General features: G+C 72.0%; 19 protein-coding genes, 1 tRNA gene and 1 pseudogene. 13 read left to right on the forward strand and 8 right to left on the reverse strand.

Features of this window, described 5'->3' with window-relative positions; genetic code table 11:
* Positions 1–190: 190 nt before the first annotated feature.
* From ACFXAE_RS18010 to ACFXAE_RS18025, 4 genes and pseudogenes are all read left to right on the forward strand, one after another.
* Complete coding sequence (locus ACFXAE_RS18010) at positions 191–1816, forward strand: ABC-F family ATP-binding cassette domain-containing protein (protein ID WP_384715219.1); 1626 nt, start codon at positions 191–193, stop codon at positions 1814–1816.
* Between the two features lie 10 nt (positions 1817–1826).
* Positions 1827–4091 carry an ATP-binding cassette domain-containing protein gene (locus tag ACFXAE_RS18015; RefSeq protein ID WP_384715222.1) on the forward strand — a complete coding sequence of 755 codons (2265 nt, stop codon included), beginning with the start codon at positions 1827–1829 and terminating at the stop codon, positions 4089–4091.
* Between the two features lie 216 nt (positions 4092–4307).
* Positions 4308–5114: pseudogene (locus tag ACFXAE_RS18020) on the forward strand (N(G),N(G)-dimethylarginine dimethylaminohydrolase).
* 199 nt (positions 5115–5313) lie between these two features.
* Entirely contained in the window at positions 5314–6288 is a 975-nt protein-coding gene (locus ACFXAE_RS18025) for an acyl-ACP desaturase (protein ID WP_384715225.1), read from the forward strand.
* A 262-nt stretch (positions 6289–6550) separates the two neighbouring features.
* On the opposite strand, the gene ACFXAE_RS18030 is transcribed toward ACFXAE_RS18025, so the two are convergent.
* The 5 genes from ACFXAE_RS18030 to ACFXAE_RS18050 all read right to left on the reverse strand — a co-directional run bounded on the left by ACFXAE_RS18030 (position 6551) and on the right by ACFXAE_RS18050 (position 10321).
* Positions 6551–6622: transfer RNA gene (locus ACFXAE_RS18030), tRNA-Gly, on the reverse strand.
* A 79-nt stretch (positions 6623–6701) separates the two neighbouring features.
* Positions 6702–6947, reverse strand: a complete 246-nt coding sequence (locus ACFXAE_RS18035) for a WhiB family transcriptional regulator (protein ID WP_384715228.1) — start codon at positions 6945–6947, stop codon at positions 6702–6704.
* A 130-nt stretch (positions 6948–7077) separates the two neighbouring features.
* Positions 7078–7872: a VOC family protein gene (locus ACFXAE_RS18040; RefSeq protein WP_384715231.1), complete on the reverse strand. Its 795-nt coding sequence runs from the start codon at positions 7870–7872 to the stop codon at positions 7078–7080.
* 336 nt (positions 7873–8208) lie between these two features.
* Positions 8209–9249: a LacI family DNA-binding transcriptional regulator gene (locus ACFXAE_RS18045; RefSeq protein WP_384715234.1), complete on the reverse strand. Its 1041-nt coding sequence runs from the start codon at positions 9247–9249 to the stop codon at positions 8209–8211.
* A gap of 85 nt (positions 9250–9334) precedes the next feature.
* A complete protein-coding gene (locus ACFXAE_RS18050; RefSeq protein ID WP_384715236.1) occupies positions 9335–10321 on the reverse strand; it encodes a multicopper oxidase domain-containing protein in 987 nt (328 codons plus the stop codon).
* A 201-nt stretch (positions 10322–10522) separates the two neighbouring features.
* Between ACFXAE_RS18050 and ACFXAE_RS18055 the strand changes: the two genes are divergently transcribed.
* Together ACFXAE_RS18055 and ACFXAE_RS18060 are read left to right on the forward strand one after the other, a co-directional pair.
* Positions 10523–13033 (forward strand): ThuA domain-containing protein, encoded by a 2511-nt coding sequence (locus ACFXAE_RS18055; RefSeq protein WP_384715239.1) that lies wholly within the window; start codon positions 10523–10525, stop codon positions 13031–13033.
* Positions 13034–13047: 14 nt separating this feature from the next.
* Entirely contained in the window at positions 13048–15240 is a 2193-nt protein-coding gene (locus ACFXAE_RS18060) for an OmpL47-type beta-barrel domain-containing protein (protein WP_384715242.1), read from the forward strand.
* 49 nt (positions 15241–15289) lie between these two features.
* Here ACFXAE_RS18060 and ACFXAE_RS18065 read toward each other — a convergent pair whose 3' ends face one another.
* On the reverse strand, positions 15290–16480 hold the full coding sequence (locus ACFXAE_RS18065) for a zinc-dependent alcohol dehydrogenase (RefSeq protein WP_384715245.1): 1191 nt from the start codon (positions 16478–16480) through the stop codon (positions 15290–15292).
* A 207-nt stretch (positions 16481–16687) separates the two neighbouring features.
* Between ACFXAE_RS18065 and ACFXAE_RS18070 the strand changes: the two genes are divergently transcribed.
* The gene (locus ACFXAE_RS18070; RefSeq protein WP_384715248.1) at positions 16688–17689 is read left to right on the forward strand and encodes a DUF3048 domain-containing protein; all 1002 of its coding nucleotides are present in this window, start codon (positions 16688–16690) and stop codon (positions 17687–17689) included.
* Between the two features lie 18 nt (positions 17690–17707).
* Here the strand turns inward: ACFXAE_RS18070 and ACFXAE_RS18075 are convergent, their stop codons facing one another.
* Positions 17708–18172: a MarR family winged helix-turn-helix transcriptional regulator gene (locus ACFXAE_RS18075; RefSeq protein WP_384715251.1), complete on the reverse strand. Its 465-nt coding sequence runs from the start codon at positions 18170–18172 to the stop codon at positions 17708–17710.
* A gap of 207 nt (positions 18173–18379) precedes the next feature.
* On the opposite strand from ACFXAE_RS18075, the gene ACFXAE_RS18080 reads away from it, so the two are divergent.
* Genes ACFXAE_RS18080 through pcaD form a run of 6 tightly spaced genes read left to right on the forward strand, consistent with a single transcriptional unit; the run spans position 18380 to position 23610 of the window.
* Positions 18380–19135 carry a CoA transferase subunit A gene (locus ACFXAE_RS18080; RefSeq protein ID WP_384715254.1) on the forward strand — a complete coding sequence of 252 codons (756 nt, stop codon included), beginning with the start codon at positions 18380–18382 and terminating at the stop codon, positions 19133–19135.
* Positions 19135–19779, forward strand: a complete 645-nt coding sequence (locus ACFXAE_RS18085; protein ID WP_384715257.1) for a CoA transferase subunit B — start codon at positions 19135–19137, stop codon at positions 19777–19779. Before ACFXAE_RS18080 ends, ACFXAE_RS18085 begins: the two co-directional genes overlap by 1 nt.
* Positions 19776–20555 carry a protocatechuate 3,4-dioxygenase subunit beta gene (gene pcaH, locus ACFXAE_RS18090; protein ID WP_384715260.1) on the forward strand — a complete coding sequence of 260 codons (780 nt, stop codon included), beginning with the start codon at positions 19776–19778 and terminating at the stop codon, positions 20553–20555. The genes ACFXAE_RS18085 and pcaH overlap by 4 nt, the downstream gene beginning before the upstream one ends.
* A 6-nt stretch (positions 20556–20561) precedes the next feature.
* Positions 20562–21167 carry a protocatechuate 3,4-dioxygenase subunit alpha gene (gene pcaG / locus ACFXAE_RS18095; RefSeq protein WP_384715263.1) on the forward strand — a complete coding sequence of 202 codons (606 nt, stop codon included), beginning with the start codon at positions 20562–20564 and terminating at the stop codon, positions 21165–21167.
* The gene (gene pcaB / locus ACFXAE_RS18100; protein WP_384715266.1) at positions 21164–22495 is read left to right on the forward strand and encodes a 3-carboxy-cis,cis-muconate cycloisomerase; all 1332 of its coding nucleotides are present in this window, start codon (positions 21164–21166) and stop codon (positions 22493–22495) included. The genes pcaG and pcaB overlap by 4 nt, the downstream gene beginning before the upstream one ends.
* The gene (gene pcaD / locus ACFXAE_RS18105; protein WP_384715269.1) at positions 22492–23610 is read left to right on the forward strand and encodes a 3-oxoadipate enol-lactonase; all 1119 of its coding nucleotides are present in this window, start codon (positions 22492–22494) and stop codon (positions 23608–23610) included. Before pcaB ends, pcaD begins: the two co-directional genes overlap by 4 nt.
* 34 nt (positions 23611–23644) lie before the next feature.
* Here the strand turns inward: pcaD and ACFXAE_RS18110 are convergent, their stop codons facing one another.
* A complete protein-coding gene (locus tag ACFXAE_RS18110) occupies positions 23645–26326 on the reverse strand; it encodes an ATP-binding protein (RefSeq protein ID WP_384715272.1) in 2682 nt (893 codons plus the stop codon).
* Positions 26327–26373 lie beyond the last annotated feature (47 nt).

Consider the following 26373-nt stretch of genomic DNA (forward strand, 5'->3'; position numbering starts at 1 on the left):
TCTGAGGTTCTGAGACACCGCGTCACACCGCTCAGGTGTGTACGTCGCGTGCGACCTCGGCGTTCGAGCCGTCCTTGCGGAACAGGGCTTTTCTCATGCCCAGGTCTTCCCTCCCGGCTGCCGGTCCTCGTCCCGCGGTGTCTCGATACGCGTTTGCCCCTGATCGCCCCGAGCAACCGCGGAGGCCCGCATGTCACCTTCCCTCACCTGTACGTCCCTCACCTTCACCTGGCCCGACGGCACCGCCGTCTTCGAGGGCCTCGACGTCGCCTTCGGCCCCGGCCGCACCGGCCTCGTCGGCGTCAACGGGTCGGGCAAGTCGACCCTGTTGAAGCTGATCGCCGGTGAGCTCACCCCGGCCGACGGCGCCGTCCGGGTCGCCGGCGAGGTGGGGTATCTGCCGCAGAACGTGACGCTCGACACCGCGTTGAGGGTCGACGAGGCCCTCGGCATCGCCGGCCGGCGGGCCGCGCTGCACGCCATCGAGGCGGGCGACGTGACCGAGGAGCACTTCGAGACCGTCGGCGACGACTGGGACGTCGAGGAACGCGCCCTGGCCACGCTCGGCGAGCTCGGCCTCGGGCACATCGGCCTCGACCGCACCGTCGGCGAGGTGTCGGGCGGCGAGTCGGTGCTGCTGCGGCTGGCGGCACTGCTGCTGCGACGCCCGGACGTGCTGCTGCTCGACGAGCCCACCAACAACCTCGACCTGTACGCCCGCAGGCGGCTGTACGCGGCCGTCGCGGGCTGGCCGGGCGTCATGGTCGTGGTCAGCCACGACCGCGAACTGCTGGAACTGGTCGACCAGATCGCGGACCTGCGCTCCGGAGAGGTCGCCTGGTACGGCGGCAACTTCTCGGCGTACGAGGAGGCCCTGGCCGTCGAACAGGAGGCCGCCGAGCGCACGGTGCGCGCCGCCGAGGCGGACTTCCGCAAGCAGAAGCGCGAACTGGTCGACGCGCAGGTCAAGTTGGCCCGCCGCAAGCGGTACGGGCAGAAGATGTGGGACCAGAAGCGCGAGCCGAAGATCGTCATGGGGGCGCGCAAGCGCGCGGCGCAGGAGTCCGCGGGCAAGCACCGCATCATGCACGAGGAGAAGCTCGCCGAGGCCAGGGAACGCCTCGACGACGCGGTGGACGCCGTGCGGGACGACGACGAGATCCGTGTCGACCTGCCGTACACGGCCGTACCGCCGGGCCGTGACGTCCTCACCCTCATGGACCTGGAACTGGCGTACGGCGCCCGGGTGGGCGGCGGCTTCGATCTGCGCGGGCCGGAGCGGGTGGCGCTGATCGGGCGCAACGGCGCGGGCAAGACGACGCTGCTGCGCACGATCGCCGGGGAGCTGGAGCCGGTCTCCGGCGAGGCGCGGGCCCATGTGCCCCTGCGGTTCCTGCCGCAGCGGCTCGACGTCCTCGACCCGGAGCTGACCGTCGCCGAGAACGTGGCCCGGTTCGCTCCGGCCGCCACCAACAACCGGGTCCGGGCCCGGCTCGCCCGCTTCCTGTTCCGGGGCGCCCGCGCCGACCAGAAGGCGGCGACGCTCTCCGGCGGCGAGCGGTTCCGGGCGGCGCTGGCCGCACTGATGCTGGCGGAGCCCGCGCCGCAGCTGCTGATGCTGGACGAGCCGACCAACAACCTCGACATGGCGAGCGTCCGGCAGCTCACCACCGCGCTGGAGTCGTACGAGGGAGCCCTGATCGTGGCCAGTCACGATCTGCCGTTCCTGGAATCGATCGGCATCACCCGGTGGCTGCTGATGGAGGAGGGAGGGCTGAGGGAAATCACGACAGAAGCTGTCGGGTATCCCGCCTAACGTCGGCGGTATGAGCCAGTCCAGCGAGTACATCACCATCACCGGAGCCGGGGAGAACAACCTCAAGGACGTCACGCTCCGCATCCCGAAGGGCCGGCTGACCGTGTTCACCGGCGTTTCGGGGTCGGGGAAGTCGTCGGTCGTCTTCGACACGATCGCGGTCGAGTCGCAGCGGCAGCTCAACGAGACGTTCACCTGGTTCGTCCGCAACCGGCTGCCCAAGTACGAGCGGCCGCACGCGGAGGCCCTGGAGGACCTGACGCCCGCGATCGTCGTCGACCAGCGGCCCGTCGGCGGCCACTCCCGGTCGACGGTGGGGACGATGACGGACGTCTACTCGGTGCTGCGGGTGCTGTTCTCCCGGCACGGCACACCGAGCGCCGGTCCGGCGACGGCGTACTCGTTCAACGACCCGTCGGGCATGTGCCGGGTGTGCGACGGTCTGGGCCGGACCGTGCGGCCGGACTGGGACCGTGTCCTCGACGCGGACCGTTCCCTCGCCGACGGGGCGGTCCGCTTCCCGCCGTTCGCGGCGGGGACCTGGCAGGGGCAGGCGTACACCAACAGCGACGAGCTGGACCCGCACAAGCCGGTGCGGGAGTTCACCGCGGCCGAGCGGGAGTTCCTGATGCGGGGGCGCCCCGGCAGCAAGGTCACCGTGAACGGCACGGGCGGCACCTGGACCACGGAGTACGAGGGACTCGCCGACCGCTTCGAACGGCTGTACCTGAAGCGGGATCTGGCGGGGATGAGCCAGAAGACCCGGGACATGGTGCGGGAGTTCCTGGCCGAGGGCGTGTGCCCCACCTGCCGGGGAGCCAGGCTGAACGAGGCGGCGCTGGCCTCCCGGATCGGCGGGCGGTCCATCGCCGACTGCGCCGGGATGCAGGTCACCGACCTCGTCGCCGTGCTGCGGGAGATCGACGACCCGGTGGCCGGTCCCGTCGCCCGGGCCGCCGTCGCCGCACTGGAGCGGATCGAGACGATCGGTCTCGGCTACCTCAGCCTCGACCGGGAGACGTCCACGCTCTCCGGCGGCGAGGGGCAGCGGCTGAAGACCGTGCGGCATCTGGGGTCCAGCCTGACCGGGATGACGTACATCTTCGACGAGCCCAGCGTCGGACTGCATCCGCGCGACGTCCACCGGCTCGGTGAGCTGCTGCTGCGGCTGCGCGACAAGGGCAACACGGTGCTGGTCGTGGAGCACGATCCGGACGTCATCGCGCTGGCCGACCATGTCGTCGACATGGGCCCGGGGGCGGGCGCCGAGGGCGGCAGGGTGGTGTTCGAGGGGACGCCCCGGGAGCTGGCCGCCTCGGGCACCCTCACGGGGCGGTGCCTGGGACGGCGCACGGCGGTCAAGAGCGAGGTGCGGGTGGCGGCGGGCGAGCTGTGGGTGAAGGGGGCCGGCCGGCACAATCTGCGCGAGATCACCGTGCGCTTCCCGGCCGGTGTGCTCACCGCGGTGACGGGGGTGGCGGGTTCGGGCAAGAGCACGCTGGTCGCCGAGTTCACCGCCGTGCACGGTGACGCCGTGGTGGTCGACCAGTCCTCGATCGGCATCTCGGCACGGTCCACCCCGGCGACGTATCTCGGGATCATGGACACGGTCCGGAAGATCTTCGCGCGGGAGACGGGCGCCGAACCCGGGCTGTTCAGCTTCAACTCCGACGGCGCCTGCGGGACCTGCGGGGGCCGCGGGATCATGTACACCGATCTGGCCTTCATGGACCCGGTGACGACGACCTGCCCCACCTGCGAGGGGCGGCGGTTCAAGGACGAGGTGCTGCGGCTGACCGTCGGCGGCCGGTCCGTCGCCGACGTGCTCGGGATGACGGCCGAGGAGGCGCTGGACTTCTTCCACGACCCGGGCGTACGGCGCCGGCTGCGCGCCCTGCGGGATGTCGGCCTCACCTACCTCGCGCTGGGGCAGCCCCTGTCCACCCTTTCGGGTGGTGAGCGGCAGCGGATCAAGCTGGCCACCCGACTGCACCGCAAGGGGGTGGTGTACGTGCTCGACGAGCCGACGACCGGGCTGCACATGGCGGACGTGGACGGTCTCGTCGGCCTGCTGGACCGGCTGGTGGACGCGGGCAACACCGTCATCGTCGTCGAGCACAACCTGGACGTCGTCGCCCGCGCCGACTGGGTGATCGACCTCGGCCCGGACGGCGGGAGGGACGGCGGCCGGGTGGTGTTCGAGGGCACACCGGCCGAGTTGCTCGTCGCCGAAGGGTCCTTCACCGGGGAGCATCTGCGGCGGGCCGGGCACTGAGACCGTCACCGGTGGTACATCCCGTCGTCGCCGGGACGGCCCTGTCCGGACCCACCCCGCACGCCGGCTGGGCCGGTACCCGAGGCCCCGCACGACGGCTGGGCCGGTACCCGAGGCCCCGCACGACGGCTGGACCGGTGCCCGAGGGAGACCGGCCGCTCCGCGGACCGCCCCGGCACGGCCACCACACGCCCCGTCCGATGCGGAGTGCCACTCGTGCCCGGCGAGAAGGCCCTCGTCCGCCGTCCCGCTCCCCGTCCGGCCGAGGGGCCGGTGACGCACATCGAGCGGGAGGGCGTCGACGTCGACCGCGCGGTGGAGCAGCGGGAGGCGTATCCGGAGGCGTCGCGCGCCACGGCCGGGAGAGGATCGAGGCCGACCCGGCCCACGACTGCCCGCACTCCGTGTTCGTCGAGGACACGGCGGTGATGTTCCGGAACGTGGCGCTGATCGTCCGGTCCGGTGCCGGGTCCCGCCGCGCGGAGACCGCCGGCGTCGAGGAGGCCGTGGCGTCCCCGGGCTGTTCGGTGAACTGGGTCCGGGAGCGGGGCAACCTGGATGGCGGCGATGTGCTGAAGGTCGGCGACATGGGTACGCGGGCCGCGGCCGGGGGGACCTCCCATGCCTTCAAGGCAGTGGGTGAGTACCGACGCGGCCGGGGTGCGACAGGTGCGGGCCGCGTTCGAACCGCTGGGGACACGGGTGGCCGTCGTGCCGGTCGCCAAGGTGCCGCATCTGAGGTCGGCGGTCACGGCACTGCCGGACAAGACGGTCGCCGGACACATCCCGGACATGGACGCGCCGTCGCTGTTCCCGCGCTTCCTTCCGGTGCCGGAGGCGGCCGGGGCGCATGTGGTGCTGCTCGGCGGGGACAGGCTGTTGATGGCGTCGAGCGCGCCGAAGACCGCGGAGCTGTTCGCGGACCTCGGCTACGAGCCGGTCCCGGTGGACATCGGCGAGTTCGAGAAGCTCGGGGGCTGTGTGACGTGCCTCTCGGTGCGCCTGCGGGAGCTGTACGTCTGACCGGTGGCCGTGTCACCCGTACGGCGCAGCGACCTGCGGCTCGACGCCGGGACGGTACTCCGTCCGGGCCCCGCTGATCAGGGCTCTTTACGACACCCTTAGCCTACGGCTACGTAACCTACGGCTTCGTAGCCTACGATTCCGTAGGTTCCCGGCCCGCTCGCCGGCACTTCCGCTGTCACCGTCCCCTGGAGTACCCGTGTCGCTCACTTCTCCCCACCTCGGCAGCCCTTCGGTCTGGACCGACGCCCGGCTGTTGTACGCACTGGAGGAAGTGGTCGAGAAGGAGCTCAACCGGCATCTGACGGTCACCAAGGACTGGATGCCGCACGAGTACGTGCCGTGGAGCGACGGCCGCAACTTCCCGGGCTTCTTCGAGGACGGCGAGGCCTGGGACAAGGAGCAGTCGAAGGTCACCGAGGTCGGCAAGATCGCCCTGGTGGTGAACCTGCTGACCGAGGACAACCTCCCCAGCTACCACCACGAGATCGCCACCCTGTTCGGCCGCGAGGGCGCCTGGGGCACCTGGGTGCACCGCTGGACGGCCGAGGAGGGCCGGCACGGCATCGTGATGCGGGACTACCTGCTCGCCTCGCGGGCAGTGGACCCGGACAAGCTGGAGCAGTTCCGCATGTCGCACATGAGCGAGGGCTTCGAGTCGGACAACCGGCACTCGATGCTCCACTCGATCGCGTACGTCGCCTTCCAGGAACTGGCCACCCGGATCTCGCACCGCAACACCGGCCACCAGTCGGGTGACCCGGTCTGCGACCGCATGCTGGCCCGCATCGCGACCGACGAGAACCTGCACATGGTCTTCTACCGCAACCTGCTGAAGGCGGCGTTCGAACTCGCCCCGGACCTCACGATGCAGGCGGTGCGCGATGTCGTGGTGAACTTCCGGATGCCCGGACACGGGATCCCCGGGTTCGAGCGGGCGGCCGCGCAGATGGCCATCGGCGAGGTGTACAACATGCGCATCCACCACGACGACGTGCTCCAGCCGGTGCTGCGCTTCCTGAAGGTCATGGAGATCGACGGGCTGGGCCCCGAGGGCGTCAAGGCCCAGGAGGAACTGGGACTGTTCATGGGCGGCCTGGACGCGGAGGCCGCGAAGTTCGACGAGAAGCTGGCGGCCCGCAAGGCCCGGATGGCGGCCCGCGCCGGCCGCTGAGGACCGGCCGCGGGACATGAGGGGGCGGGACGGCCAAAGGCGAGGGCGTCGGCCACCGGGACGGCGCCCCGGGCACCGGCCGCCTGCCTGCCTGCACGGGACGAGCCGGCCGTCGGGCGGGGCGGTGCCGGCCGGGAAGTCCGGCCGGCGCTCCGCCGGGCGCCCGGTGCGCAGCCGGTCGCACGGCAGCGCCGGCGCGAGGGCGTTGACGAGCTGGGTCCCGAGGACTTCGGCGGGGTCGAGCGCTCCGATGTGGAAGACGCCCGGGCGGCCGGGTCCGAACCGGCGTGTCCGCCTGGGCAAAGCGGTGCGTCTGCCTCTGCGCCATGTCCGGCCGCGCATTGGTCCCAGCCACGGGGGCGGCGTCCGCCGTACCGGTTCTCCACGGGCCGAAGGCCGGTGACCGGCGGGAACTACCGTGCGACGCGGCGCAGTTCCAGGCGCTCCTTCTCCGACATGCCGCCCCAGACGCCGAAGCGCATGTCGTGGGTCAGGGCGTACTCCAGGCAGGCGGCGCGGATCGGGCAGAGGCCGCAGATCCGCTTGGCCTCGCGGACCGAACTGCCCGGTTCGGGGAAGAAGAAGTCTCCCCCCGTCTGCGCGCACAACGCCTCCTCCTGCCAGGCGAGGTCGGGCGACGGGATCGTTTCGGTGTGCATGACCGGAAGCGTGCCGTGCGGCGAAAAACGTTCGATCAACGCGGGATCAACGACAGGACCCGGGGATCCTCCGTGACCGCATGATGATGACGCCGGAACACCCGGCGCGCACGGCGGCGCGCCGGGTGTCTCACGTCTCGCGCGGATCACCTCTGAGGACCGCGAACCGTGCGCCGTACGGATCCTCCAGGCGGGCCAGCCGGCCGACGCCGGCGAGGGAGGTGGCGGGCAGCCGCACCCTGCCGCCCAGCGCTACGGCCCTGGCGACGACGGCGTCCGTGTCGTCCGTCCCGAAGTAGGGCAGCCAGTGGGGCCGGCCGGTCTCCGCCTCGGTGGGGTCGTCGGCCAGCGGAACCAGCCCGCCGAACATGCCCTCCTCGCCCGTCCCGGCGGGGTTGACGGAGGTGTAGACACCGTCGGGGAAGGTCACCGCCGAGGTCTCCCAGCCGAGGACGGAGTGGTAGAACGCGGCGGTCCGGGCGATGTCCGGGGTGTAGAGCTCGGCCCAGCACAGCGTGCCGACCTCGCCTGCCGCCTCGATGCCCTTGGGGGTGGCCGGCTCCCGGATGCCGAAGGGAACGCCCGCCTGGTCGGCGAGGATCGCCGTCCTGCCCCTCCCCATCACCTCCATGGGCGCCATGGGCACACTGCCCCGGGCCTGCTGGACGGCCTTCGCCGCGGCGTCCGCGTCGGGGCTCCGGAAGTAGACCGTCCACGCGGGCGGGCCCTGCTCCGGTGTGGTCCGCATACCGCCCGCGACGATCCGGCCGGCCAGCCGGAAGAAGCCGTAGCCGCCGGCGTCGGGTCCCGCCGGGGCGAACTCCCAGCCGAACAGGCCGCCGTAGAAGGACGCGGCGCCCTCGATGTCGGACGTGCCGACGTCGATCCAGTTCGGGGCGCCGTCGACGAAGCGGGTGGTGAGCATGGTGCCTCCTTCGAGAGGTCCCGTCGCCTGCTCCGCCGAGTCTTCCACCACCCTGCCGGCTGTCGCCGATGGAGCGCCCGGACGGGTGTGTCACGGGTCTGCGGACCGGTGCTTGCGGGGTGCGCCGCGTCGGGGTGGGCCCGGGGTGTTCGCGCTGCCCGGCGCTTGCGGGGTGCCCGGCGTTGGTGTGAGCCAGGAGGTGGGTCGCGCTGCCCGGCGCTTGCGGGGTGCCGTCGCGCCCACCCGTGCCGCCCCAGCGGCACGACTGCCCGCGGTGACGGTGGCGGTGGCGGTGGCGGTGGCGGTGGCACGACTGTCCGGGGTTGGACAGGGATCCTAGGCGGACGCCCGCCGGATCAGGGTCGTCGGGAAGATCACGCCGGCCGGGCTGTCGCCGGCGTTCTCGTCGGACGCGGCGGTGCCGTCCAGGTCGCGCAGGAGGAGGCGGGCCATCAGCCGGCCCATCTCCTCGATGTCCTGGCGGACCGTGGTGAGCGGCGGGTCGGTCTGTTCGGCGATCGGCAGCATGTCGTCGAAGCCGACGACCGCCACGTCCTCCGGCACCCGCCGCCCGTGCTCGCGCAGCACGCGCAGGGCGCCCGCCGCCATGAGGTCGTTGCCGGCGAACACCGCGTCCAGGCCGGGGCAGCGGTCGAGGAGCCGCCGCATCGCCCGCTCGCCGCTCGCGGGGGTGAAGTCGCCCTCCACGACCAGCCGGGGATCGGCGTCGGTCATGACGTCCCGGAAGCCGTCGAGCCGGTCCACCGCCGCGGTCTGGTCGAGGGCACCGGTGATGTGGGCGATGCGGCCGCGGCCGAGGCCGAGCAGATGCCGTACGGCGTCGCGGGCGCCGCCCCGGTTGTCGCTGTCGACGTAGGAGACGCCGCCTTGTCCGCCGTTCCAGTCGGGCCGGCCGCCGTACACCGTCGGCAGGCCGGCCCGCTGGATCAGTTCGGGCAGCGGGTCGTCTATGTGCAGGGAGAACACCAGGGCGCCGTCGACATGGCCGCCGGCGAGGTAACGGCCGACGCGGGCGTGGTCGTCGCGGTCCTCGGTGAGCAGCAGGACGAGCTGGTTGTCGTGGGCCGTCAGCTCCTTGCTGATGCCGCGCAGCTGCCGGGCGAAGAAGGGGTCGGCGAAGACCCGGGTCTCCGGTTCGGCCACGATGACGGCGATGGCGTCGTGCCGCTTCGTCACCAGGCTGCGGGCGGCCTGGTTCGGCACGTACCCGAGTTCCTCCACCGCCCGCCTCACCCGCTCGGCCAGGCGCTCCCGCACCCCGTCGGAGCCGTTGACCACGCGGGAGACCGTGGCCCGGGAGACCCCGGCCCGCGCGGCCACGGCCTCCAGCGTGGGACGCGGCACTGTGTCGGTCACTTCGGGGCTCCTCACCTGCGGCTGCGGGCAAGGATAGCCCCGGCCCGGACACGGGCGAGAGCGCTCTCGGATCATGTCCGGTGCGTCAGTGCCCGTGCTCGTGACCCTCCTCCGCGGCCGCCCCGTGGACGTGCTCGTGCGGGTCGTAGCCCGGGATGGTGCCGTCCGGCTTCTTCACCAGGAACAGGCCGACCATGCCCATGTCGGAGTGGCTCTGGACGTGGCAGTGGTACATCCAGGCGCCCGCTCCGACGCCCTCCCCCGCGATGATCTGGAAGCCGAAGGAGTCGGCCGGGCCGCAGATCTTGTTGTCGATGACCTGGCTCGGGTCGTCGGGGCCGGTGAGCATGCCGGTGCGGTTGTCGGCCCAGCGGTGACCGTGCATGTGGAAGGTGTGGTAGTACTCGCCGTGCGTGATCATGACGATCTCGACGCGGTCGCCCACGGTGGCCTCGAAGTCCGGGCCGGTGTGGGCGGGCTTGTTGTTGATCGACATGTCGTTGAAGACGATGGTGTGGGTCGCGTCGGGCAGGACGTCGCCCTTGCGGCGGACGATCACCGGGCCGTAGAGCCCGTTGCGGATGCCGCCGGTGCCGTGCACCGTGCCGACGACGTGATCGTGATAGTGCCAGTAGCCGGCGCTGCCCGCCCGCCAGGTGCCGTCGGAGCGCCGGCCGGGCTTGTGGGTGCGCCAGGTGTAGGTGCGGGTTCCGCCGGGCTCGACGTCGCTCTTGTTCTGCTTGGTGCCGTCGCTGGAGATCTCGTAGTCCAGGCCGTGGACGTGCAGGCTCACGGGTACGTCCATGGTGTTCTCGAACTCGACGTGCAGCGTGTCGCCCTCGTTGAGCTCGATGAGCGGTCCGGGGACGGAGGCCTTGCCCTTCTCGAAGCCGTAGCCCATCTGTCCGCCGTCCAGCCGCTCGGCGTACATCTTGACGCGCCGCACCTCGCCCCCGGCGGGCGCGGTCTTCGCCGGTGTGGCCGCGCTCACGGCCTCGGGCGCGATGGACAACGATGTCGCGACGGCAGCGCCGCCCAGCAGTACGCGCCGGTTGAAACCGCGTCTGTCCATGCCGAACTCCCCACGTGGCTGTCATGAACCTGTGAAACCGTAGCGGGCACCCTCCGGTTTATCCACACTCAGGACAAAGTTCGTTTCATTACTGCGATAGGTATTGGCGTGTGGCGCAAAGAGGTCTAGCTTCCTTGACGCTGTTGCTGCGACCGAGGAGGGGTGGGTGGCCACGTGCGGTCCACATCGCATCAAGAACCCATGCGCTTAAGAGGGTTGAGCACGTCAAGCGCCACAAGCACACGAAGGACGAGAACGAGACGACGCGTCTGGGCGGCCACCGTGACCGCCGGGGTCGTCGCCGCCGGGCTGCTGTCGGGTCCCGCCGCCAGCGCGCGCCCGGCCCCGGATCCGTCCCTGACAACGATGTCCATCAAGTCGCCCCCGGGCGGCGCGAACGTACGCGTGCTGCTGTTCCACGGCTCCGCGGCCGGCGGTGACGAGTCGCCGCTCGTGAACGCCGGGATCGCGGCGATCGAGAAGATCGGGCTGTCCGGTCCGGCGGACCAGCGGTTCAAGGTCACCGCCACGGACGACGCCTCGGTCTTCACCGACGACAAGAAGCTGGGCCGGTTCAACGCCGTCGTGTTCCTGACCGGCGGCGGGGACGTCCTCGACCCGGACCAGGAGGCGGGCCTCGAGGCGTACATGGAGGCCGGCGGCGGTTTCGTCGGTCTGCACGACGCGGCCCGCGCGGAGCCCTACTCGGACTGGTTCACCGGTCTGATCGGCGCCCGTCCGGCCGCGTCCGGTCCGGACACGGTGCAGCGGGCGACCGTCGAGGTCGGCGACCGGGCGCACCCGGCGACCAAGAACCTGCCGCAGCAGTGGAAGCGGCCCGACAAGTGGCTGAACTGGGTGGAGAACCCCTCCGGCGACGTGCACACGGTCGCCAGGGTGCGCGAGTCGACGTACGCGCCCGGGGCGAGCGCCAACGGCTGGGACCACCCGGTCAGTTGGTGCCGCGACTACGACGGCGGCCGGTCCTTCTACACCGGTATGGGCGGCACGGTGTCGTCGTACGACGAGACCGACTTCCGCGACCACCTGCGCGGCGCCCTGCTGTGGACCACCCGCCTGGTGCGGGCCGACTGCAAGGCGACCATCACCGGCAACTACAAGGCGGAGCGGCTCACCCAGCCCAACCAGCCGGGCCGGAACGACCAGATCGGCGAACCGCACGGCCTGGTCACCGCCCCCGACGGCCGTGTCTTCTACATCGGCCGGGGCGGCGCCGACTCCTCTCAGCCCGTCGTCACCGACTGGAACGACCCGGACATCGGCAAGGGCAAGGGCGAGGTCCACGTCTACGACCCGAAGACCAAGAAGGTCACCCTCGCCGGTGCGCTCACCGTCTTCGGCAACAAGGGCGGCGGCGACGAGCTGAGGAAGGTCGAGGAGGGCCTGCTCGGCATCGAACTCGACCCGGGGTTCGAGCAGAACGGCTGGGTGTACCTGCACTACACACCGCACTCCGAGATCAACCGGGACACGCGTATGGCGGACCGGCGGGTCTCCCGCTTCACGCTCGACCGGGCCACGAACAAGCTGGACCTGAGCAGTGAGAAGGTGCTGCTGGAGTGGCCGGTGCAGATCCACAGCTGCTGCCACGCGGGCGGCGGGATGGCCTGGGACTCCAAGGGCAACCTGTACATCGCCACCGGTGACAACAACTCCAGTGGCTTCAGCGGTGGTTACTCGGGCAACAACCCGGAGCCCAACTTCAAGGGCGTGTCCTTCGCGGACGCGCGCCGCACCGCCGGCAACACCAACAACCTCAACGGCAAGATCCTGCGCATCCACCCGGAGCCGGACGGCACGTACACGCTGCCCGAGGGCAACCTGTTCACCGGGAAGGAGACCGCCGAGGGCGGTGGCAAGACGCGCGGCGAGATCTACGTGATGGGTGTGCGCAACCCGGCGCGCATCTCCGTCGACAAGGCGACCGACATCCTGTACGCGGGCTGGGTCGGCCCGGACGCCGGCGCCCCGTCGACGACCTGGGGTCCGGCGAAGTACGACACGTTCGCCGTGATCACCGAGGCGTCCAACCGGGGCTGGCCGTACTGCATGGGCAACAAGCAGCCCTATCGGGACCGGAACCTGCCGGACCCGTCGAAGCCGCTGGGCTGGTACGACTGCGACGCCCCGAAGAACGAGTCGCCGAACAACGACGGCCTGGTCAACCTGCCGCCGGTGACCGGCAACAACATCTGGTACTCGCCGCAGGGCGGCGGCCCGGACTACCCGCGCGACGGCAGCGGCATCCCGTCGTACGAGCAGGACGAGGCCACGTACCGGCTGCCCTGGCTCAAGGGCGGCGGCCAGGCCGCGATGAACGGCCCGGTCTACCGCTACGACGCCGACAGCGCCAGTGAGGTCAAGTGGCCGGCGTACTGGGACGGCAAGTGGTTCGTCGGTGACTTCTACGACGCCGACCAGCCGCGCAACGCGGTGCTGATGGACCCGAAGACGCAGGGCGACGGCGGCCTTCCGGTGCACTCGGAGTCCCTGAAGAAGATCGTGCCGGTCGGCAACGACGGCATCAAGAACCTGATGGGCTGGAAGTTCGGTCCGGACGGCTCGCTGTACGTCCTCGACTACGGGCGCGGCTTCTTCACCTCCGACGCCAAGTCCGCGCTGTGGCGGGTCACCTACACGGGCGGCGGGCCGACCCCGGCCGCCGGTCAGCTGGCGAGGGGAACCGAGTGATACGGCAACGAAGAATGTGGGCCGCCCTGCTGGCCGCCCTCCTCATGATGCTCGGCCTGCAGGCGACGACCTCCGCGGCCGACGGGACCGGTTCCGCCGGCACGGCGGCGGCGGAGCAGGTGCTCACCTGGACCGCCGGTGACAGCATCACCGAGTACACGTCCGCGCCGACGACCGCGGTGGCCGGTCCGGCGACCATCGTGTTCGAGAACAGCGCGGCGACCGGCAACACCACCGGGATGCCGCACACGCTGACGTTCGTGACCTCCGACCCGGAGTTCAACAACGACGTCCAGCTCAACATCCTGGCCAATCCGGCCGACGCCCAGGGCGGGAAGCACACCGCCGAGGTGACGCTCACCCCGGGCCGCTACTTCTACCACTGCACCATCCCCGGCCACGGCGAGATGCAGGGCATCCTCACGGTGACCGAGGGCAGCGGCGAGGACACCACCGCGCCCGAGGCCACGGCGAAGGTGACCGGCTCGCAGAACGCCGAGGACGACTACGTCGGTTCGGCGAGCGTCACGGTCGAGGCCACCGACGAGGACTCGGGCGTGGAGCGGATCGAGTACGCGATCGGGGCCGACGGCGCCTGGCAGCCGTACACCGCCCCGGTCGTGGTCGACCAGGTCGGCACGCACACGGTGCGCTACCGCGCCCTGGACAAGGCGGGCAACGTCTCGGCGGAGAAGAACGTCGAGTTCACCGTCGTCGCCCCGCAGTCGGACGACACCACCCCGCCGGAGACCTCGGCGACGGTGGCCGGCGAGAAGAACGACGACGGTCACTACATCGACATGGCGACGGTCACCGTCACCGCGTCGGACACCGGCACCGGCGTCAACACCATCGAGTACGCGATCGGCGCCGACGGCGCCTGGCAGGCGTACACCGGTCCGGTGATGGTGCACCAGGTGGGCACCCACACGGTGCGCTACCGCGCCACCGACAGGGCCGGCAACGCGGCGGCGGAGAAGAGCGTGGAGTTCACGGTCGTCGCCGCTCCCCCGCAGGACACCACCCCGCCGGCGACCGGCGTGACCGTGGAGGGCACCAGGAACTCCGACGGCGCCTACGTCGGTGACGCCACCGTGACCATCGGCGCCGACGACGGGCACGGAGGTTCCGGCGTCGCCGGCATCGAGTACTCGCTCGACGGCGGGCCGTACCTGGCGTACACCCAGCCGGTGGTGGTCGACCGGGCGGGCCGGCACACGGTGGCCTACCGGGCGAGCGACAAGGCCGGCAACACCTCCGAGCCGCTCACGGTGAGCTTCACGGTCGTGGCGGACGGCGGGGTGCCAGCGCCCAACTGCCCGGAGTACGACGAGCGGTTGACGGTGATCGTCGGCACGGTCGACTCGGGTGTGCCGAACCGGGTCACCAACAACCGGTGCCGGATCGGCGAGCTGATCGAGGACGAGAAGGAGTGGACCTCGCAGGCGCTGTTCCTCAAGCACGTGAAGGGCGTGCTGGACGCGCTGCAGAAGGAAGGGGTCATCGACAAGCGGGAGTACCGGGCGATCAACAAGGCGGCCCGGCAGTCCGGCATCGGCGAGCCCGGCCGGACCGAGGGCTACCGCAAGATCATGGACGGCACTCAGGAGTCGTTCGCCAAGTGGGAGCAGGTGGGCGGCGGTTCGTTCGCGCTGAACCCGGACGGGTCGATCACCTCCGGCACCACCCGGGGCGGGCTCGGCATGCTGTGGTTCCCCGAGCGCACGTACGGCGACTTCTCGCTGAAGCTCCAGTGGCGTGACGACGCCCCGGGCACCGGCAACGCCAACTCCGGTGTGTTCGTGCGGTTCCCGCAGATACACGACCACCCGGAGGAGCCGCGGCCGGAGTGGGCCGCCATCAAGTACGGGCACGAGGTGCAGGTGTTCGACTCGCCCACCGGCGACATGTACAAGACGGGCTCGGTCTACGGTTTCGACCGGGTGGGTCTGGCCGGCGCGGGCGTGACGCAGAAGGGCACCTGGAACGACTACGAGATCCGCGTGGTGGACCAGCACTACTCGGTCTACCGCAACGGTGTGCTGATCAACGAGTTCGACAACACCGGCGGCCAGGACTTCACCCCGCCGCGCTCGGACGACCCGGGCACGGACGGGCGGCGGTTCGCCTCCGGCTACATCGGACTGCAGGTGCACGGCACGACGGACGTCGTCTCCTACCGGGACGTCCGGATCAGGGAGCTGTAGTCCTCACGGGTCGGGAAGCCGGGGCCCGGCTTCCCGACCCGGCCCGGAGTCAGGGCTTGATCAGCACCTTGACCGCACCGTCCTGCTTCTTCTGGAACATGTCGTAGGCCCGCGGCGCCTCGTCGAGCGGCACGCGGTGGGTGGCGAAGTCGTCGACGCCGAGCGGGTCCTCGTCGGTGAGGTAGGGGATGATCTCGTCGCTCCAGCGGCGTACGTTGGCCTGGCCCATGCGCATCTGGATCTGCTTGTCGAACAGGGTCAGCATGGGCATCGGGTCGGCCATGCCGCCGTAGACGCCGCTGATCGAGATGGTGCCGCCGCGCCGCACCAGTTCGATCGCGGTGTGCAGGGCGGCGAGCCGGTCGACGCTGAAGCGTTCCGCCATCGGGCCGCTGAGTTTGCGGGGCAGCAGCGCCGAGGCGTTCTGCACCATGCGGGCCGCCGCGCTGCCGTGCGCCTCGGTGCCGACGGCGTCGATCACGGCGTCGGGGCCGCGGCCGTCGGTCTGGTCGCGGATCGCGGCGACGAGTTCCTTCTCGTCGTCGAAGGAGCGCAGGTCGAAGGTCTCCACGCCCCGCTCGCGCGCCCTGTTCAGCCGCTCGGGGACCAGGTCCACGCCGAACACCCGCCCGGCGCCCTTGACCTGGGCGATCCGGCAGGCCATGTCGCCGATGGGGCCGAGCCCGAGCACGGCGACGCTGCCGCCCTGCGGAACACCGGCGTACGCGACCGCCTGCCAGGCGGTGGGCAGCACGTCGGAGAGGTAGACGAACCGGTCGTCGGAGGGCCCCTCGGGCACCTTGATCGGGCCGTACTGGGCCTGCGGGACCCGCAGGTACTCGGCCTGGGCGCCCGGTACCGCGCCGTACAGCCGGGTGTAGCCGAAGAGCGCCGCTCCCATGCCCTCGGCGCTGACCTGGGTGGTCTCGCACTGGGTGGGCAGTCCGGTGAGGCACATCCAGCAGTTGCCGCAGGCGATCTGGAACGGCACCACGACCCGGTCGCCGACCTGGAGGTCGGGCACCGCCGCGCCGACCTCCTCGACGATGCCCATCGGCTCGTGGCCGAGGATGTCGCCCGGGGTCATGAACGGGGTGAGGACCTCGTACAGATGCAGATCGGATCCGCACAGTCCGGTGGAGGTGATGCGGATGACCGCGTCCGTCGGCTCCTCGATCCGGGGATCGGGCACGTTCTCCACCCTCACGTCCCGCTTTCCCTGCCAGGTCAGTGCCCTCATCGCCGCCCGCTCCCTCCGTGATGGCCGGTGTGTCGCTCGTGCGGTGGGCGTCCGGGTACCCGAGCGGCCGTGTGCCGAACCGCCGGTCGCTGAGCCGATCGGCGGAAGCCACCGCGCGGGAGCTCCTCCGATCGGCTATGTCCAGCGATAATCAGAAAAGCGCACAATTAAGACAACGGATGACACGAGGCGGGCGCGGTGGCGACGGTGGGCACGGAGCGAGGGGCGCGCCGAGGGGCGCGCCGACGGCGCGGCACGAGGGCGAGGGCACTGGTGGCCGCGGTGCTCGCGGCCGGGCTGGCCGCGGGCTGCACGGTGTCGGACGGGCCGCGCGACGACGGGCGCGGATCGCCCCGGCAGTCACCGGCTCAGTCGCGGGAGACAGGGCCGAAGGGCCCTCCGGTGCTCGCCGTGAAGATCGACAACGCTCCCGCCGCCCGGCCGCAGACGGGCCTGGACGCCGCCGACGTGGTGTACGTCGAGCAGGTGGAGGGCGGACTGAGCCGGCTGATGGCGGTGTACGCCACCCGGCTCCCCGAATCCGTCGGGCCGGTGCGCAGCGCCCGGGAGTCCGATCTGGAGCTGCTGCGCCAGTTCGACCGGCCGGTCCTGGCCTTCTCCGGGGCGCAGGGCAAGCTGCTGCCGCTGATCGACCGGGCGCCGCTGGAAGCGGTGACACCCGAGTCGGCGCCCGGTGCCTTCGTACGGGGCACGGACCGGCCCGCCCCGTACAACCTGTATCTGCGGCCGGAACGGCTGATGGACGGCCCGCCCGGCGAGGCCGCCCTGACCACCGGCTTCCGCTTCGGCCCGCCGCCCGCGGACGGCAGGCCCGAGGACGAGGTCACGGTGCGTCATCCGGCGGCCCGCTTCACCTTCACCTGGTCCGGCGACCGCGACCGCTGGCTGGTCTCGACGGACGGCGCCCCGGCGCTCACCGCGGGCGGCGAACGGCTGGCGCCCGCGACGGTCGTCGTGCAGTACGTGACCGTGCGCCGCTCCGAGTTCCGGGACTTCCTGGGCAACAACACCCCGTACACCGAGACGGTGGGCTCCGGGGAGGCCACCGTGCTGCGCGGCGGACGCGTGTACGAAGCACGCTGGGACCGTCCGGCCGCGCAGGACGGCACCGCGTTCACCACCGAGGAGGGCGGACGGATGAACTTCGCGCGCGGCCAGGTGTGGGTGGTCTACGTACAGACGGCCTGAACGGCCCCGCCGGTCCGGTCAGCGCGGGACGGCCAGGGAGGGGGACGGGTCACGCAGTCCTTCGGCCGCGTCCGCCACCCGCCGGATCAGGCCGATGAAGAGCGCCTGCTCGTCGGCGTCGAGCGGGGCCAGGAAGACCTGGTTCATCCGCGCGGTGCGCACCGTCAGTCTGCGGTGGGTGCGCACGCCGTCGTCGGTGAGGCGCAGCAGGAAGCGGCGGCCGTCCTGCGGATCGCGGACCTTGTCCAGCAGCCCGCGCCGGATGAGCCGGCCGATCACCTCGGCGATGGTGGACCGGTCGAGGCCGACCCGCTCCCCCACGGTGCGCTGGTCCAGGCCCGGCTCGGCGACGAGCGCGTTGAGGACCGCGAACTGCGGCGAGGTGATCTCCTCGGAGACCATCGTGTTCCACAGCAGGTGGTGCGCCTGCTGGAGCCGCCGGGCGAGGTGCCCGGGATGGGTGGTGAGGTCCACCGCGGCCATGTGCGCTCCCCAGTCGTTTTCGTTGGTGCACTGAACAATACCCGCACAGGCGCGTCTTCGCCGTGCCCTCATGTGCCGTTCGACGCGTGAATGTGCAGGGTATTGACGTCCCGGCCTCCTCGATGGCAGCGTGAGGCCGATCTCGCGGAAATACTCAGTGCCCTGACTAACTCGGTCGGGTCGCCCGGAAAGGACGGGATTCCTCGGATGGACAAGGTGGTCGCCTCGGCTGCGGAGGCGGTGGCTGACGTGCCGAACGGCGCGTCACTGGCGGTGGGCGGCTTCGGCCTCAGCGGTGTGCCGAACGTGCTGATCCAGGCGCTGTACGAGCGGGGGGTCGACGGTCTGTCGGTCGTCTCGAACAACTGCGGGGCGATGGAGTGCGGGCTCGCGGTGCTGCTGGCGGCGGGCCGGATCGCCCGGGTGACCGGTTCCTACATCGGCGCGAACAAGGAGTTCGCGCGGCAGTACCTGGCCGGTGAGCTGGAGGTGGAGCTGATCCCGCAGGGCACGCTCGCCGAAAGGCTGCGCGCCGGGGGCGCCGGCATCCCGGCGTTCTACACCCCGGCCGGGGTGGGCACGCAGGTCGCCGAGGGCGGACTGCCCTGGCGCTACGACGGCTCCGGCGGGGTGGCCCTCGCCTCGCCCGCGAAGGAGGTCCGGGAGTTCGACGGCACCCAGTACGTGCTGGAGCGCGGCATCCGCACCGACTACGCGCTGGTGCGGGCGGCGAAGGGCGACCGGCACGGGAACCTCGTGTTCAGCAAGTCCGCCCGCAACTTCAACCCCCTCGCGGCGATGGCGGGCAAGGTCACCGTCGCCGAGGTGGAGGAGCTGGTCGAGCCCGGGGAGATCGAGCCGGACGCCGTGCACCTGCCGGGCGTCTTCGTGCAGCGGGTGGTCGCCCTCACGCCCGGGCAGGCGGCGGACAAGAAGATCGAGCGGCGGACGGTGAGCGGCTGATGGCCTGGACACGGGAAGAGATGGCCGCGCGGGCGGCCCGGGAACTGCGCGACGGCCAGTACGTCAATCTCGGCATCGGCCTGCCCACGCTGATCCCCAACCACCTCCCGGCCGGTGTCGAGGTGGTGCTGGAGAGCGAGAACGGCATCCTGGGCACCGGCCCCTATCCCCCTGAGGACGCCGTCGATCCCGACCTGATCAACGCCGGGAAGGAGACCGTCACCGTCCTTCCCGGCGCCTCCTTCTTCGACTCGGCGCTGTCGTTCTCGATGATCCGCGGCGGGCACATCGACGTCGCCGTCCTCGGCGCCATGCAGGTGTCCGGGCGCGGCGACCTGGCCAACTGGGCGATACCCGGCAAACTCGTCACCGGCATCGGCGGCGCGATGGACCTGGTCCACGGCGCCCGCACGGTGATCGTGGTGATGACCCACACCGCGAAGGACGGCTCGCCGAAGATCGTGGCGGAGTGCGCGCTGCCGCTGACCGGCAAGGCGTGCGTGGACCGGATCATCACCGACCTCGGCGTCCTCGACGTCACCGACGACGGGCTCGTCCTCGTCGAGACCGCTCCCGGTGTCACCACCGAGGAGATCACCGCCAAGACCGGAGCCGAACTCGCCCTCGGGGAGGGACTGTCGTGACCGACGTACTCACTCAAGCCGACATCGACGCCGAGATCGCGGCCGAGCACGCCGCGTACGAGAAGCGGGTCGCCGACGGCGCGCCCGTCGAGCACCAGCCGCGCCGCGACTACGCGCCGTACCGCTCCTCGGTGCTGCGCCACCCGAAGCAGCCCCCGATCACCATCGACGTCACCAAGGACCCCGAGCTGGTGGAGCTGTCCTCCCCCGCGTTCGGGGAGCGGGACATCACCGGGATCGACAACGACCTCACCCGGCAGCACACCGGTGAGCCGATCGGTGAGCGCATCACCGTCTCCGGCCGGTTGCTGGACCGCGACGGGCGCCCGGTCCGCGGCCAGCTCGTCGAGATCTGGCAGGCCAACTCGGCGGGCCGCTACGCCCACCAGCGCGAGCAGCACGACGCCCCGCTGGACCCGAACTTCACCGGCGTGGGCCGCACCCTCAGCGACGACGAGGGCCGCTACCACTTCACCACCGTCCAGCCGGGCCCCTACCCGTGGCGCCAGCACCTCAACGCCTGGCGGCCCGCCCACATCCACTTCTCCGTCTTCGGCACGGCGTTCACCCAGCGGCTGGTGACGCAGATGTACTTCCCCGGCGATCCGCTCTTCCCCTACGACCCGATCATCCAGTCGGTGACGGACGACGCCGCACGGCAGCGGCTGATCGCGACGTACGACCACAACCTGTCGGTGCCGGAGTTCTCGATGGGCTACCACTGGGACATCGTGCTCGACGGACCGCGGGCCACCTGGATGGAAGAGGGGCGCTGACCCGCCATGACGAAGATCGACACCACTCGTCCGGAGACCGTGCTGCCCACCCCGTCGCACACGGTCGGCCCCTTCTACGGCCACGCCCTGCCCTTCCCCGGCGGCGGCGACATCGCTCCCGTCGGCCACCCGGACACCATCGCCCTGCAGGGCTACGTGTACGACGGCGACGGGGACCCGCTGCCGGACGCCTTCCTGGAGCTGTGGGGCCCGGACCCGGACGGCAACGTGCCCCGGGTCGACGGCTCGATGCGGCGCGATCCGGCGACGGGCGGCTTCCTCGGCCGCAACGGCGTGGAGTTCACCGGCTTCGGGCGGATCCAGACCGACGCGAACGGCCACTGGTACGCCCGTACGCTGCGCCCCGGAGCGCGCGGGGGGAACGCGCCGTATCTCAGTGTGTGCGTGTTCGCGCGGGGTCTGCTGGTGCACCTGTTCACCCGGATCTACCTGCCGGGTGACGAGGCGGCGCTGGCGGCGGACCCGCTGCTGTCCCGGCTCGCCACCGGCCGCCGCGACACGCTGGTCGCGAAGGACCAGGGCAACGGCACGTATCGTTTCGACATCCGCCTTCAGGGCGAGGGCGAGACGGTCTTCCTGGAGTTCCGGTGACATCAGCCGATTCCGACACCGGTCTGCTCGCCCCCGGGTGGGCCGGTTCCCCGGCCGCCGCCGAGACGGCGGACGCGGCGTTCCTGCGGGCGCTGCTCGACGCGGAGGCCGCGCTGACCCGCGCCCAGGCCGCACTGGGGCTCGCCCCGGCGAAGGCCGCGACGGCGGTGACGGAGGCGGCCGATCCCGGCGGTTTCGACATCGCGTCCCTCGCGGTGCGGGCGCGGGGCGGCGGGAATCCGGTGATCCCGCTGGTCGCGGACCTGACCCGGGCGGTCGGCGCGGAACACGGCCCGTACGTGCACCGGGGGGCGACCAGCCAGGACGTGATGGACACGGCCATGATGCTGGTCGCCCACCGCGCCCTGGGACCGGTCCTCGCCGACCTCGACCGCTGCCGGCGGGCCCTGGCCGAACTGGCCGCCGAGCACCGTGACACGCCGATGCCGGGCCGGACGCTGACCCAGCACGCCGTACCGACGACGTTCGGGCTGAAGGCGGCCGGGTGGCGGTCGCTGGTGCTGGACGCGCGGGACCGGGTGACGGCGGTACGCGGCTCCCTGCCCGCCCAACTCGGCGGTGCGGCCGGAACACTGGCGGCCTTCTCCGCGTACGGGGCCGAGGACGCCACCGCGCTGCCGGGCGCGTACGCCCGTGAACTCGGGCTCGCCGAAACCCTGTTGCCCTGGCACACGCTCCGCACGCCGGTCGCCGATCTCGCCGGCTGTCTCGCCTTCGCCGCCGGCGCGCTGGGCAAGCTCGCCGTGGACGTCCTCACCCTCTCGCGCACGGAGATCGCCGAGGTCGCCGAGGGCAGCGGCGGCGGCTCCTCGGCCATGCCGCACAAGGCGAACCCGGTGCGCTCGACGCTGATCGCGGCGGCGGCGCGGCGCGCACCACAGCTCGCGGCGACGCTGTACGGCTCACTGGTGGCCGAGGACGAGCGGCCGGCCGGCGCCTGGCACGCCGAATGGGAACCGCTGAGGGACCTGCTCCGCCTGGTGGGCGGTGCCGCCCGCGACGCGGCCGAACTGACCGAGGGGCTGCGGGTGCGTCCAAAGGTCATGGCCGAACACCTCCGGCTCACCCATGGACTGATCGTCTCCGAGCGGCTGTCCGCCGAGCTGGCGCCGGTCCTCGGCCGCGCCCGCGCGAAGGAGCTGCTCACGGAGCTGGCCCGGCGGGCGTACCAGGAGGGGCGTGACCTCGGTGAACTACTCCTCGCGGAAGAGGAGTTGAAGGGGATCGACGTCTCCTCCCTCATCGACCCCGCCCGTTACACCGGCTCCGCCGGAACCCTCACCGACCGTGCTCTGGAGCGACGTTGACCGACCGACTTCTCAACCATGCGGAAGAAGGCCCCGCTTCCGCGCCCCCGCTGCTGCTCGGCCCCTCGCTCGGCACCTCGTACGCCCTGTGGGACAAGGTGGCTCCCGAGCTGTCTGCCGCGCACCGCGTGGTCCGCTGGGACCTGCCGGGGCACGGCGGTTCGGCGGCGGGACTGATCGGTCCCGGTGCGACCGTCGGCGACCTCGCCGGTCTTGTGCTCGCGCTCGCCGACGCGCTCGGCATCGAGCGGTTCGCGTACGCGGGCGTCTCGCTGGGCGGTGCGGTGGGGCTGCATCTGGCCGTGCACCATCCGGACCGGCTGTCCTCGCTGGCCGTGATCTGTTCCTCGGCGCACTTCAACGGCGCGAAGCCGTGGGAGGAGCGGGCGGCGCGGGTGCGGAGCGAGGGGCTCGCCGGCCTCGCCGAGGACGCGGACGCCCGGTGGTTCGCGTCCGGGTTCACCGTGCCGGGGCTGGTCCGGGACCACCGGGAGGCCGACCCGGAGGCGTACGCCGCCTGCTGCGACGCGCTGGCGGCGTTCGATCTGCGGGACCGCCTGGCGGAGGTGTCCGTGCCGACGCTGCTGGTGGCCGGCCGGGAGGACCCGGCGACGCCGCCCGAGCATCTGCGGGAGATCGCGGACGCGGTGCCGGACGCCGCGCTCGTGGAGATCCCGGGCGCCTCGCACCTGGCGCCGGCCCAGCGTCCGGAGGCGGTGCTGACCGCGCTGCGGGCGCACTTCGACGGAACTGCCCGGCGCGGCATGGAGGTGCGCCGGGAGGTGCTGGGCGACCCGCACGTGGACCGGGCGCAAGCCCGGCAGACGCCGTTCACGGCACGCTTCCAGGACTTCATCTCGCGCTACGCCTGGGGCGAGATCTGGACCGACCCGACCCTCACCCGCCGCGAACGCAGCATGATCACGCTCACGGCGCTGGTCGCGCACGGCCACTACGACGAGCTCGCGATGCATGTCCGCGCGGCCCGGCGCAACGGGCTCACCCCCGAGGAGATCGGGGCGGTGCTGCTCCAGACGGCCGTGTACTGCGGGGTCCCGGCGGCGAACTCGGCGTTCGCGACGGCCCGGCGGGTGCTGGCGGAGGAGGACGGGTAGCCGGGGACGTCCCCAACCTCTCAGGGCAATACAGCTAGCGCGGTCCCACGCCCGTCCCGAGCTCCTCCCTGGCCCGCTTCACCAGGCCGTCCGCGCCGCAGGAACGGGCCAGGGCGAGACCGCGTTCGAGATCGGGGACGGAACGGGCGAGGATGCCGTACTCGACGCGGGCCACGGCGTGTTCGTACTGGCAGGGGGAGGACTCCAGGAAGGTGACCGCCTGGCCGGCGAGGCGGACCGCGCGCCGGCCGGTCTCCAGGGCGGCGGCCACGCGCAGGGCCTCCCCTATGGCGGTGTCCGTGCCGAAGCGTTCGGCCTGCCGGCGGACGTCGACGGCGAGCCGGGCGGCACGGGCGGGGTCCTCGGTGGCGAGGGCGCGGGCGAGGTCGGCGGCCCAGAAGACGTGCACCGGATTGTGGTGGCCGCGCGCGGCCGCCGCCTTCTGAGCCGCCTCCAGTTCGTTGACGCCCTCCTGGACGCGGCCGACGGCGAGCAGCAGCCGGCCACGCACGGAGCGTGGATCGGGCAGCACGATGGTGGACGGGTAGGGCGGCGCGAAGTCGTGCCGTTCGGCCACCTCCCAGGCCTCGTCGACATGACCGCGGGCGAGCAGGGTGTCGACGAGATTGCAGGTCGCCGTCCAGTACAGGGGCAGTCCGCGGCCGACGCGCTCGGCCAGGCGCAGGGACTCGCGCAGTGCCGACTCCGCCGCCTCCAGCCGGCCCCGCCTGCGGTGCGCGAGGCCCACATAGGCGTGGGCCAGGGCGAGGTGGCCGCCGCTCCAGCCGGCGGTCTCGTAGGCCCGCAGGCCCTCGTGGTAGAGGCTTTCGGCGCGGTCCAGGCGGTCGGTGTAGACGTAGGCATCGGCCAGCATCAGCAGCAGCTCGACGCCCCACTCGGAGTCGGTCCAGCCGAGGCCGGGGGCGAGGCGGCCGTTGACGAGGGCGCGGTCGCAGATCTCGACGATCTCCTCGGCGTTCTCGCCGCGCATCATGGCGTCGAAGCCGCGCACGATGAGCAGCGCGCGTTCGGAGTTGTCCCGGCCGGTGCAGGTGGCGGCGAGTTCGGCCAGCCGTTCGGAGCGGCCGGGTGAGACGGCCTCGCCGGCGTGGATGCCCTCCCACATGAACTGCACGGTCCGCAGCCGCATCTGTGCGGGGCCGGGTTCCAGCCGGGCGGCCTCCGCCTCGACGGTGCGGACGGCCTCCTCCATCTGGTCGTTGTGCAGCAGCGCCTGGGAGAGGCGGACCACGGCGTCCACCCGTCGGTCGCCGTCGAGGCCGGGCATGCCGAGGGCGGCCCGCAGATGGCCGATGGTGCGGGCGGGTGCGGTGAGGAAGGTGGCGCAGCCCAGTTCGTAGAGGACCTGCGCGTGGACCTCGGGGCGGGGCGGTTCCTCCAGGGCGCGTTCCAGGCAGCGGCGGGCGGCGTCCGGGGCGCCGACGGCGAGGTGTTCGCGGGCGGCCTCGCGCAGTTGCCAGACGAGTTCCTCGTCGTCGTCGGGGTGCACTTCGAGGAGGTGCCGGGCCGCCGCGGCGGCGCCGCGTCCGGAGTCGGTGACGATCCGGGCGGCTATGCCGTGCATGGCGCGGCGCAGCGCGTCGGGGATGGAGTTGTAGACGGCGGTGGCGATCAGGGGATGGACGAACTCGAAGTCGGCGGGGGCGGTGCGGCCCGTGGCGGACGGGTCGGGGACGGTGAGGATGCGGGCGCCGCGCAGGCGCTCGGCGCAGCGGGCGGCGTCGTCGACGTCCAGGGTGGCGAGCCGGGCCACCAGGTCGACGGTGATGTCGTTGCCGAGGATGGCGGCGGCCCAGGCGAACCGGGTGGCGTCTATGCCGAGCTGTTCCAGGCGGGCGACGAGTCCGCCGCCGCGGGCGGAACGGTTCAGGTCGCGCAGTTCACCGGCGTGGGCCTCGACGGGTTCGAGTTCGCTGTCCTGGACCTTGGCGAGGAGTTCGACGGTCTCGTAGGGATTGCCGCCGGTGACGGCCCAGACCTCGCGGCAGAACGCGGCGTCGGCGTTCCCGCCCAGCGCGGCGCGGGTGAGTCCGGCCGCGGCCGTGGGGGTGAGGGCGCTGAGGGTGGTGACGGGCCGGTCGGCGGCGACGGCGTCCAGGTACCGGGCGCTCGCTCCGGAGATCTCGCCGGGCCGGCGGGCGACCACGACGAGGACGGACAGGTCCGCCAGGCGTTCGGCGAAGGAGGCGAGCCAGCGCAGGGTCTCCTGGTCGGCCCAGTGCGCGTCGTCGATCAGCAGGACCAGCGGCCAGTCCCGGCGGGCCAGCCGGCGCACGGCGGCGACCAGTCCCTCGCACACGCCCTGCGGGTCGGCGTGCCGCTCACCGGGGTCGGCGATGCCGAGGGCGGGGCCGGCGATGTGGTACCAGTCGCCGAGGTACTCGCGTGCCTCCTCCGGCAGCATCGACACCAGCGCGGGCTGGAGGAGTTGGCGCACGACGTTGAAGGGGACGGAGCGCAGGGTCTCGCCGCCGCGGGCCGACCACACGGTGCAGCCGCGCTGTTCGGCGATGCGGCGGGTCTCGGCCAGCAGCGCGGTCTTGCCGAGTCCGGCCTCGCCCCGGAACACCAGCAGGCCGCCCGGTGAGGAGCGGTCCGCGCACAGGGTGTCCACGGCCTGCGCGATCGCGGCGACTTCCTCGTCGCGCTCCCACAGCGCGGCCGAGGGGACGGCCGGGGGCCGTACCTCCGTCATCCCGCTACCTCCCCGAGTCGCCCGAATGACGTACAGACCTCGAGCCT

The sequence above is a fragment of the Streptomyces sp. NPDC059454 genome, assembly GCF_042749965.1.
Classification (GTDB): domain Bacteria; phylum Actinomycetota; class Actinomycetes; order Streptomycetales; family Streptomycetaceae; genus Streptomyces.